This is a genomic window from Paenibacillus sp. M-152 (assembly GCF_003856555.1).
GTDB lineage: Bacteria > Bacillota > Bacilli > Paenibacillales > Paenibacillaceae > Paenibacillus > Paenibacillus polymyxa_C.
In genome coordinates this window covers 2887411-2898948 of sequence record NZ_CP034141.1, presented here as the reverse complement: position 1 = coordinate 2898948, position 11538 = coordinate 2887411, and the positions used below count along the sequence as shown (strand labels likewise).

At 40.6% G+C, this 11538-nt stretch carries 8 protein-coding genes; 1 reads left to right on the top strand and 7 read right to left on the bottom strand.

Translation table 11 applies throughout. From position 1 onward, the window contains the following. Nucleotides 1-117: 117 nt before the first annotated feature. Together EGM68_RS12610 and EGM68_RS12605 are read right to left on the bottom strand one after the other, a co-directional pair. Nucleotides 118-342 carry a hypothetical protein gene (locus EGM68_RS12610; protein WP_013371223.1) on the bottom strand — a complete coding sequence of 75 codons (225 nt, stop codon included), beginning with the start codon at nucleotides 340-342 and terminating at the stop codon, nucleotides 118-120. 528 nt (nucleotides 343-870) lie between these two features. Next, a complete protein-coding gene (locus EGM68_RS12605; RefSeq protein WP_040103719.1) occupies nucleotides 871-2259 on the bottom strand; it encodes an MFS transporter in 1389 nt (462 codons plus the stop codon). A gap of 317 nt (nucleotides 2260-2576) precedes the next feature. Here EGM68_RS12605 and EGM68_RS12600 point away from each other — a divergent pair, with 317 nt between their 5' ends. Continuing rightward, complete coding sequence (locus EGM68_RS12600; RefSeq protein WP_080771922.1) at nucleotides 2577-3590, top strand: LacI family DNA-binding transcriptional regulator; 1014 nt, start codon at nucleotides 2577-2579, stop codon at nucleotides 3588-3590. Nucleotides 3591-3839: 249 nt separating this feature from the next. Here the strand turns inward: EGM68_RS12600 and EGM68_RS12595 are convergent, their stop codons facing one another. From EGM68_RS12595 to EGM68_RS12575, 5 genes are all read right to left on the bottom strand, one after another. Continuing rightward, complete coding sequence (locus EGM68_RS12595) at nucleotides 3840-5309, bottom strand: glycoside hydrolase family 32 protein (protein WP_481855666.1); 1470 nt, start codon at nucleotides 5307-5309, stop codon at nucleotides 3840-3842. A 26-nt stretch (nucleotides 5310-5335) separates the two neighbouring features. Next, nucleotides 5336-6571 (bottom strand): MFS transporter, encoded by a 1236-nt coding sequence (locus tag EGM68_RS12590; protein WP_058830777.1) that lies wholly within the window; start codon nucleotides 6569-6571, stop codon nucleotides 5336-5338. Nucleotides 6572-6769: 198 nt separating this feature from the next. Next, nucleotides 6770-7753 (bottom strand): LacI family DNA-binding transcriptional regulator, encoded by a 984-nt coding sequence (locus tag EGM68_RS12585; RefSeq protein WP_025677743.1) that lies wholly within the window; start codon nucleotides 7751-7753, stop codon nucleotides 6770-6772. Nucleotides 7754-8070: 317 nt separating this feature from the next. Next, the gene (locus EGM68_RS12580; RefSeq protein WP_129549306.1) at nucleotides 8071-10113 is read right to left on the bottom strand and encodes a serine hydrolase domain-containing protein; all 2043 of its coding nucleotides are present in this window, start codon (nucleotides 10111-10113) and stop codon (nucleotides 8071-8073) included. A gap of 123 nt (nucleotides 10114-10236) precedes the next feature. After that, the gene (locus EGM68_RS12575) at nucleotides 10237-11538 is read right to left on the bottom strand and encodes a sensor histidine kinase (protein ID WP_129549305.1); all 1302 of its coding nucleotides are present in this window, start codon (nucleotides 11536-11538) and stop codon (nucleotides 10237-10239) included.

Here is an 11538-nt window from a genome sequence, read left to right as displayed (position 1 = left end):
TGTCCTTTTTTGTCTAAAAAATCAGGCATGGTTTGTAATAACAGATCATGGCAGGGATCATTAAGCCCCTTTCGTTAAATGAATTAGCTTCGTCCGTTCCCTGTAATCGGAACTACTTCAGTTAGCCGGGTCTACAGCGAACCATATCACAAACGGCAAGTCGGTTATAAAATCAAGGGTCTTATATCTCAGATGGGTGACAGTAGCCTGAATGACCCCGTCAATTTCCAGCACATAGCAATCATTGTGTTTAATGTTCTGCCGAATGAGAGCAACATCTGCCTGAGCGGCAGGCCACTGGATTCCCAACTGCCGGATCGTTTCGTACGCTTCGTAGGTCATATACTGTTTGTCTGCACTAAGTTATCTGAATGTTCAGGTAAAATATGATGAACGAGATGAGGAGTTAAAACCTATCTGCCATCAAAGACCTATATAACAATGAGATTATCGACTATTAGATCAGCTGCAGGAAATGACTTGGAATTCCTTTATCCATTTTCAAATTTATGGATACCCACAGTTCGAACCGCAGCGATTATTGTTTCGTCACTTCACGAATACTCATATGTTCTTCGTTCACCAACCGGACTGCCTCCATCTTCACATCTAAGGAGTATTGCCGGAATGATTGTCCCTTTTTAGCCATGAAAAATCCCCTCCGTTCAACAAGATTAAGTCCATCTTAACAGATGTCTTTTCTCTCTTGTCTACTAGAAGGGGATAATACCACACTGCCCTGTCCTTTTATAAATGAATAAAATCCGAATACCCCTCAATGAAAAAAGCAGCCCCTCTTGGACTGCCTTACTGCTAGTCACTTCAACAATAGGATGAGTTCATTCATGGGCTACCTCATTTACCAAGTAGCTATTCAGCGTTTTTTAAGAATTCAAGCTCTTTGACAATACCGGGAAATAATTTATCTAGATTGTAAAATGCCAGCAATAAAATTTGCAGGATAGCCAAGATAATTGGAACGTAGATAAACATGAAATGAATAGACGCTAGCGCAGTAGTACTGATTGTAGCTTGTCCACCAGCATATCCTCCCAATGCCAGTCCCCAACCGATAAGTGCCGCTCCCAAACCGCCTCCCGCTTTTGTGCCGAAACTACCCGCACTGTACACCAGTCCTTCGGTGCGCATCCCTGTCTTCCATTCGCCATATTCAATGGTATCTGCCAACATAGCAAAGAAGGTTCCGAGAATAGCGGCATGCCCAAGCGCTTTAATAACGAGTCCCAGACAGACCGCCATCAGACTTGTGGGGCTGACGGCAATGACAAGCGATCCGACAATCAGGAGGATACTTCCGATAATGGAGGAATTTCGTTTACCGATCCGCTTGACGACGGGGGGTAATAGCATATAACCAAACAGGGAAGGAAGCAGTAAGGATATGCCGAGGACTCCAATCAGATTGGCGTCTTTTAACACATAACGTGCGTAGTAAATATTCATACCTGTGCCCAGTGCGTTATTTATAAAATAGACCACAGCAAACCCAAGGATCAATTTCCAATACTTATTACGCATCAGCGCTCCAAAAGCGCGTCCAAACGGAATTGGCTTTTGTACAACAGATGGAGTAACCCTTTCCTTGGTACTGAAGAAGGTAACGAGAAATAAAAAGGTTCCGAGCAAGCCAAATATAATAAAGGTGAAAATCCACCCTTTTTGACCGCCGCCGAATGACTTCACTAACGGGAGGGTGAAATAATTAATTAGCAAGGCACCAATATTCGCCAGACTCATACGAAAAATATTAAGCAGAGAACGCTGGTAAGAATCCTGCGTTATCATGGAATTAAGCACACCATAAGGGACGTTAATGCTAGAATAGATAAAGTTCATTAGCAGATAGGTAACGTAAATGTATAGAATAGTGATCGTCATATTTCCACTTGGAACCGTGAACAAGAGAATTCCAGACAATGCAAATGGCCCGGACATCCACAGTAACCAAGGACGGGCCTTCCCGTGTCTGCTCTTCGTTTTATCAATCAAAGCCCCAATCGCGACATCAATAAACGCATCCAGTACGCGTGCAACTAGCATTAAAGTACCAATGACCCCAGCGCTGATCCCGATTACATCTGTGTAAAAATAGGACAGAAAAGTCATTGCGGCGGCAAACAGCAACTGGCTGGCAAAATCACCGAATCCATAACCAATTTTTTCTTTCAGCGTAATATTTGAACCGGTTTGCACTGAAGTCTCATTTCCCATTACAACAATATCGCTCGAACTTCTCATGCTCATGCTCCTTTTCCCTTGTTATTCTCTACAATTCAATGCCATCAAGAAAACGTTTTCTTAATCATCAAAAAAACAAGCTGAAATACCTTGAATCCAGCTGATTATTGGTAAAAACAATTGTTTTTGTCCAGAAAATACTAGAAAACGTTTTCCGGGGTTGATTATACTCTCCTTATAAACCAAGGTCAAGCGCTTTCTTTGCTCTGGAATCTTTGTTAAACTCAATAAACAATTCAATAAACTGATATAATTAATTCAATCCACTTTGAGAAACTTTTTCTAAATAAATACTTGCTTGAAAGTCGGTGTGTACAATGAAAATGACTATAAAAGATGTGGCTCGAATGGCCAACGTCTCCATTTCAACGGTTTCCAGAGTTATCAATAACAGCCAGACGGTGAACAGTGAAATACGCAAACGAGTTCAGGATGTCCTTGAAGCCACTCAATTCCGTCCAAATGCCATAGCACGGACACTGGTAAAGAATGATACATCTCTGATTGGGGTACTTCTGCCCGCGATTAAAAACAACGTCTTTGATGACATGGTTGAAGGCATCAATCAAGTAGCGCATCTATACGGCTTCGATGTCATAATCGCCTTGTCAGGGGGGGACGAGGATTCTGAAATACACTATTACAATATGTTCCGTGAAATGCAGGCGAGCGGAATTATTATATCGGTAAGCGAAATCCGGGATGCGCTATTTGCGCTCATTGAAGCGGCGGGAATTCCCTGCATCCTTGTCGGACGGGATTTTCGAGACCAATCCATTCCTTCCGTGCATGTTGACAACATAACGGCTGCTTTTGAGGCGGTAACTTATCTAATTCAGCAGGGGCATCAAGATATAGCGATGCTGCAGGGACCAGCGGGGGATATTTCAGTGGGCAATCAGCGTTTTTTGGGCTATGAACAGGCATTGAAGACCGCTCACCTGCCAGTACGTGCCGAACGTGTGTTGGAAAGCGGCTTTTCAGTTGAAGACGGCATAACCTCTATGAGAAAACTTTATCATTCAGGCCCATTGCCTAGTGCGGTGTTCTGCGCAACGGACCGAATTGCCATAGGTGCTATGAACTTTCTGGCCGAAAATGGTGTGAAAATACCTGAACAGGTCTCCTTCTTGGGATTTGACGACATTGATATGGCTACAATAATCCGGCCTAAATTATCAACTGTCCGATATTCAGCATCCGAACTGGGCATGGTTGCCGCCCGCAATCTCATTAAGCTTATTAGAGGAGAAGAATTAGCAGCTGTCCACTGGTCCATATCGCATCAGTTAGAAATTCGGGACAGCATTACAAAACATGGAGTATCCTAACCTTTGATGCTCCTACGCGGTTACTGGAAGTGCTTAACCGGCTGGGATGGTCTTTTCAGCGAATCCGACGCCGAATAATGGAAACGTTCTCTTGTGTTTTTCCAAAAGGACATGATTGAGGATACGCAGAAACCAGGCTTGGTTTAGTTGGCTATCATGTAGGTGAGCATTTCCGGGGAAAGTCGCCATTGCCGAAAAGGTTGCTTTCTAAGTCATTACAAGGACTCAGAAAGCAACCTTTTCATCGAGTTATTCAGCTTGCCAGATATCTTTCAATTTCCAGTATGTCAACTCATTTACTAGTGCCTCTCCGCGCTCCGCTACGAGTTCTATGCCTAGCAGTTTTTCACTCGGATAGATGCGACTTGTCATCGTAGCTTGCCCTTCATTCGCAAATATTTCAATGGATGAGCGATCCAGATATACATGTAACGTCAGCTGCCCCTCTGCACTTAAGGCTGTTTGACGTACTCCATCCGTCTTTTTGCCCGAATTAGAACAATCAAGCATAAGTTTCTGACCCGCGATAGAATAAGTGATAACCGTTTCCTCCTCACCTGTTCCGCGAAGCTTCAAGCCTACCAGGTCTGCACTTGACTTCGTCAGGTCGAACACGACCTTCACTTCAAGCAGATCCGCTTCAACTTCCGTCAAGTAACTTCCAGAAATAGCGCGATATTGGTACAAAACCTGTTCGCTTTGACGAAGCAATTTCATTTCCTCTACTGGATTCATCAGCAATTTATTATTGGCACCCAACGTAATTACACGTGGGATCGTCAGCGCTCCGGACCAGCCGTCTGCTTTCGTCGGCATATCCGATTCCCACATATCCATCCAACCAATCGCAATGCGGCGACCTTGATCATCTAGAAAAGTTTGAACCGCATAGAAGTCATGACCATTATCCAACTCGATGAACTCTCCATGTTTATATTCATTACTATCATAATTATATTCGCCAACATAATATCCGGTCTGGAACAAGTTATTGTACTTATCTCCTTGTGCATCAATACCTTGTGGGGAGAACATAAATATATGCTTACCGTTCAGTTCAAAGAAATCAGGGCACTCCCACATGAAGCCCATATTTTTATCTCCCTGCAGAAGCACACCATGATAGGTCCAAGTTCTAAGATCAGGAGATGTATATAGAATAACACGCGGCAGATCTTCTTTCGTGCTGTTACCTAGGATCATGTACCATGTATCCTCATGCTTCCATACCTTCGGATCACGGAAATGCTGGGAGCTATCTGTCGGAGGTTCAGCGATTACGGAATTCTGCCCTAGTTTTGTAAAATGAATGCCGTCTGTACTAACTGCCACATTTTGATTTTGGAAAAAGATATTGTTTGGTTGATCAATATAGTGATGGCCAGTATAAATCAATGTCAGTTCGCCGTTATTATCTACTGCGCTTCCTGAGAAGCAGCCATCAAGGTCACAAGCATCACCTGGCGCTAATGCAATCGGACAATGCTCCCAATGTACAAGGTCTTTACTCTTCACGTGCCCCCAATGCATTGGACCCCAGTTCTCATCATAAGGATGATGCTGATAGAAGGCGTGATATTCACCTTTAAATTGAATTAATCCATTAGGGTCGTTAATCCAGTTTGCCGGTGCCATAATATGATAACCTAATCGGTACCGCTTGTTCATTTTCGCTTCTGCTTGTTTTAATGCTTCCTCAGCTTGCTTCGTGTTGTTTATATATGTGCTGTTCATTTGTCTTCCTCCTATGCTGTTTTAATATGCTTGTTAGGCTTGGGTTCTAGCTTTTTCGGTTCTTTCTTTAAGGTAAAGATTGAGATGGTTGTAAAGGCGAATACGAAAACACCCATAATTACGTACGTATTTGCAAAGCCTCTAATGTCATAAGACATACCGGCGATTGGCGAGAAGATCGAAGCTCCTACCTGACTCGTAAACTGGTATCCCACCAGATATAGGATCGAAGACAGACGCGTATCGAAATTAGCAGCCAAGTACTTAAATACGGCGATCAGCATGATTGGCAGTTCCAATGCGTGGATCAATTTCATAGCTGAGATACCATAAGGTCCAATAACTAAGCCTGAACCCATGATCCGGAACGCCATCAAGAATCCTGCCAATATCAGACCCTTTTTTGCCCCAATTTTGTTGACAATGAAAGGCGCTAAGAACATCATGCCTGCTTCCAGGAATACTTGTAGAGAATTTAAATAACCGTAAACTTGATTGCCTAAAGCAACCGTTGAGAACGTCGATGAAAAGTAATTCGGGAACTGCTGGTCATACACATTGTAAATACAAGTAACGCCAAGAACATATAAAATGAAGAACCACAAATGCTTATTTGCAAACAAATAGCCGATTTGCTTAAAGTTAACAGAATCTGCTCGCTCCATCTCGGAATCTGTCATCTCAACTTTAATTGTCATCATAATGATAAACAGAATGACAGCAGATACTGATGCAATCCAGAAGTTAATGTTAGGGTTGATATTGAAGAGTTGACCAGCGAAAAATGTTGCTGCTGCCCAACCTAGCGAGCCCCACATACGAGATTTTCCATATTCAAAGTCATATTTTCGGCTGACTTTCTCGACATAAGATTCGATGGCTCCAATCCCTGCCAAAAAAGCAATACCCAAGTATAATCCACCTACAATGGCGCCGAGAAATACATTGTATTGAAGTAACGGTCCATAGATAAAGATATAGAAAGGACCAACAAATAAGAGTAAAGAACTGATTAGAAATAAAATATGCTTCTTCAATCCGATTTTATCAGATATATAGCCATAAAGCGGTTGCATACAAAGCGCAAAGATAGCGTTTACAGTAAAGATAACACCTGTTTCAGCACCATTCAGACTGATTTCTTGCCCTAGCCAGATGGAGAACAATGAATAACTTGCTGACCAAGTAAAGAAAAAAAAGAAGAAATAGGCACTTAGTTTCCAGTACATGCTCTTTGACTTTCTCATATCGAACGCTCCTCTAGTTGAACATTTAATGTAAATGAAAGCACTTTCGTATTTACAGATCGATTATATGTCAACCGCTTTCATATGTCAACCGCTTGACATATCTTCAAAAGAAAAAGAGCTCTCCTCTTTGATTTCAATTACTCTAATAAGGATAGCCCATCTTATATCACAATGCTGAAAACTATGGAAATTGTGTTAAGCTGTACTAGCTTCAATAAGTTTCACTGGTAGATAGGTTTCTCGCGGGACATCACTGAATCCACCTTCAATTTCTTTAATAAGTAACTCTATGGAAGATCTCGCGATTTCCTGTATTGGTTGCTGAATTGTCGTTAATTCAGGGAGAAGATTGCGGGTTGTTTCAGTTCCGTCATATCCAATTACGCGGATATCTTCAGGAACCCGTTTTCCTCTTCTTCTTGCTTCAGCAATAAAAGACGCAGCCACCATGTCATTACTCGCGAACAATCCATCTACTTCAGGATGTTCATCGAGCAAGCGTTTAATCGGTTCATTGTGATTCTGTTGGTGAAAGGGATCATGTACTTCATAGGTAATTGCCTTTCGACCATACTGCTCCATCACATCTTCATATGCTTTTCTTCTTAAGCTTGCTGGTGTTTCCAATTCAACAGGGCCATTTATGTGAAAAATATGCTTGCATCCCTTTTCAATAAGCAGTTCTGACGCCAGTTTGCCACCCAAATAATTATCTGATCCTACAACTGGGATTGAATCGGATAGGAAGCGATCGATCGCAATGACGGCAATATTCTTCTGTTCATAATTTACGATACCTCGGTTGTGTGTACCGACGATAATACCGTCAACTTGATTTCGCATAAGCATATCGACATAAGATTCTTCTTTATCCAGCTGATTTAAACTGTTACAAAGCAACAGCTTATAGCCTAATGACGCACAAATATTCTCTATATGGAAAGTCAGCTCTCCGAAAAATGGGTTGCTTGTAGTTGGAATGATTAATCCAATCAGATTTGTTCGTTTACTAAATAATGACCGAGCTACATCATTAGGAAAATAATTCAGCTCCTGCATCGCTTTATGAACTTGATCCTTCGTTTCTTGACTGATATAGCCACGATTGTTAAGTACGCGAGAAACCGTGGTCGGTGAAACTCCGGCTAATTGTGCAACATCGTTAAGTTTTGGTTTCATTGATTCAACCTGCCTTCTCTCCATGCCAAGTCTCCAATTATCCTATTATTTTAACATGGTTAAACGTGAAAAAACATGTCTCCAGCATTCCGTGCTGTATATGCATCAAGAATATTGTATACACTTTAGCTCTTCCATTCTGCTTATATAAGCTTTTAACAAGCGTTTACATTTAAAGTAATCCCATCAATGAATTGGCTGAAGATGCTTCCAAGTACTAAGTTGCCCTGCTTTCCCTCGTGCTCATAGCGTCAAGGCGTTTTGAGATATTCCTATTATAATAGCCGCTCCTGAATTTTTCAGAAGCGGCTACACGCTTAATTTATATTGATTTTAAATCCATCCCCTGCTTGGCCACCCAAAACGATCAAGCCCCCTTGGGGCAGAACAACCGAATTGTTATGGCTGGCAGTTGAAAAATCTACAGCCCCTCCGTTTTCATCATAGACAGCGAACCCTCCACTTGCTGGAACATCAACGGTCATCGTTTTATGGGCTGCGTTTTTATCTATTTTAAACCATATGGCTTGGCCATTGGATGGTATAGTGTACTGTGATTTCCCACCTAGGATAGGTTTAATAGCATCCTCACTGATGTAGGACTCTCCATCTATGGTTAAATACTCTGAGCCATCCTTGGTAGTAAAATTCAAATCAAATGCATCTCTTCCACTCATTACTGGAATTTCAACGGCATTAACAGCTTTATTCTCATCCACAATTTTAGTACCACTTGCGTATCCCTCATGATCAACAGATATTTTTTTCGTAATAAATGATGGAGCCAAATAAAAAATAGAAGATATCTTTTCATCCAGGGCATAATAATTTTTCCCGTTTCTATGTTCCCATGCCTTTTTAACTGTAGTATTTAGAGGATTGGCATCAAGCTTTTGATATTCATAATTTACCATAACCATTTGACCTAATCCCGGAAAGTTTAAATAGAAGTTAGCCTTAATATACGTTTTTCCGTTTTTTTGTTTGTCAAAGCTTATGGCTACACTGCCATCACTGCTTTTGAATGCTCCATCGCCTGCATACACATATTTTTGCGCCGGGACGAGTCCATCCAGAAAAGCTGGTAACTCAAACTCTCCATTTTTAATCTCTACATTGATGGTTGTACCCACAGTGCCATATAATCCAGAATAAGAAAGCAAGTCAGATGGCATTTCCACTTTTACAGGAGGTTCAAATGTTTTATCCGGTAGAATGTCTTTAATGATGCCCTTGTCTTTTAAATGCTCCAATAAAACATTAGAAGCAAAAATACTATCTAGGATGGAAGACCCTCCAGATGAAAGCACAGCCATAGAGATATGATGCTCTGGTAGGGTGATCAAGACAGAGTGATACAAAACAGTGTCTCCCCCCTTGGACAACGCAGTTATTCCGTAATCACTAAATGGTGCCAAACGAACCGCGTCCCAGCCAAGGCCATAATTAAAGCTGTTTGTCTCTTCAGATACCCAGATTCCTTTTCGATATTCATGGCTTTGCATGGACTTTGCTGATTGTTCAGATAAAATATCAGTTCTATTCCCTGTTAATACTTCTGCAAACTGGGTCAATTCTTCTGCGGTAGAGTATAAGCCCCCTGTCCCGATGACATTGGCATTTTCAACGGGTAAGGCTCCCTCAATCGCAGGAAAATAAGTTTTGGACAGCTTTTGTCTATCAAACTGATCGAGTGGTGTTTTCGTAGAGTTCAAACCCAAAGGGGCACTAACATGCTTTGCCAGAAATTCGGTATAACTTAGACCACTCACCCGTTCAACCAATATTTCAAGCAATTGAAAACTATCATTACTATATACAGAATATTCGCCGGGGTTGGATTTTAAAGTTTCTGATCGTAATCTCAGCAATAGCTCATCATGATTTTCTGTATCATTGTCATTAAATAACATACTATTTTTATAGTGAGCACCGTAAAGGCCTGACGAATGATTTAACAGCATACGCGGTGTAATTTTTTTGTATCTTTCATCAGCCATTGTAAAGTCCTTAATGTATGTTGTTAGTGGCTGATCAATATCTACCTTATGGGCATCTACCAGCATCATCGTTGCAGCAGATACAAACATTTTGCTTGTAGAGCCTATACCGAACATCGTATCGTTAGTGATTGGCTCGTTGGTTGCTTTATTCTTTACACCCACGCTATCCGATAATACGATGTTTCCATGGTCCATAATGGCATACTGCACACCGCTAACACCGTATTTGGATACCAGCTCCGAGGTCAGATTACGCGCCTTTTCCTTAATGGGTTTAGGATTGTCTTGAGCAAAAGCATTCGTCATCGGCAGTACAAAAAGCATGGCCGAAATGAACACAGCTATTATTTTCTTCATTCCATATTTCCTCCTCTTATAGGTTCCCAGATTTTATTTCTGGACTGATCATACAATGAACGAGGATTCCATATAGCAAAGTCATCCTAAAACGAAAAAAACAATCCCTAAACAGCATGATGTTTAAGGACTGTCCTTATAAAATGGGATTAAAACCATATTATTAAATATTTTATTTTTCGTTTCAATGATCATGTTTCCACCGTATTTGTCACATATTCTGGTTATATTCGTTAAGCCAATACCATGAATATCCGGGTTTGATTTTTGACTATGCAAATGGGCAACTTCATTCTCCATATGATTCAGAATGTGAATGAAAAGCGCAGATTCATTGGAATGTATTTTAATAAGAATGTACCTATCATCCGCAATTTTGACCTTTTTAGATGCTTCTATGGCATTATCCAGCATATTACCCAGAGCGACACACAAGTCATAACGTTCAATGTTTACTTTCTGTGAGTATAAGTTGAGCTGGGTATCCACCTTGATGCCATTGGCCTGAGCAATATTAAGACTATTTGTGACAAGAGCATCTATAACCAGATTACCGGTGTTAACCCTCTGATAGGCTCCTTCGATTTTATTTAATGTGACCTTAATATGTTCACTTGCCTCAGCTAATTCATTTCTCTTGATACATTCGTCAATATACAAAAACTGTTGGTGTGTGTCGTGAATGATTCTTTTCATATTTTTAAAGCTGTGAACCGTTTTTTCGTAGTTAGCATCTTGGTAGTCCATCTGATGTTGTAGTTGAGCATTTTCATGCATTAACTGGAATTTTTCAATGACATTATCGAAGATGTATATGATAAAAACATTTAAGGAAATAAAGCCAATAATAGATACAAAATAATACATATTCTTTTCACTATAAACAGATAAAACATTGACCTGGTATATACTTATGATAGGAACGATTAGAAATAAAATGTAATAACGGGCATGCAAAGGGAAGGTTCTGCGTTTGGCAAATAATCGTATAATCTGAATGACAGCAAACATGATAATACAGCTGAGTAACATAACCTTAGAAAATATCAAGTGATCTTGACTGCTCAAATGGCTAAGGTTGCTAACTTTAACAGAGTCTACAGTATATAAAATATAAAGAGATATAAAATTAACGATGGTGATCAACACAGCATAAAGGATGGAAAAAATGATCTTTGTCTTTATTTCCACGGTATAAGACTGGGCCAAGCTAAATATGACAAATAACGCCAAAATGGAGGAAAACGTAGGAGACAGATAAACACTTAAATATAAAAAATTCAGCAGCCCGAAAATAATGAAATACATCATTCTGTTCGGCTTTCGACTGGACTTATCAAAAACCGAGTTGAAGTAAAAATTCACCTGAAAGCACATCACCAAGACAACACATAGGTTAAGAAACAGGGAGTTATATTCCATCAT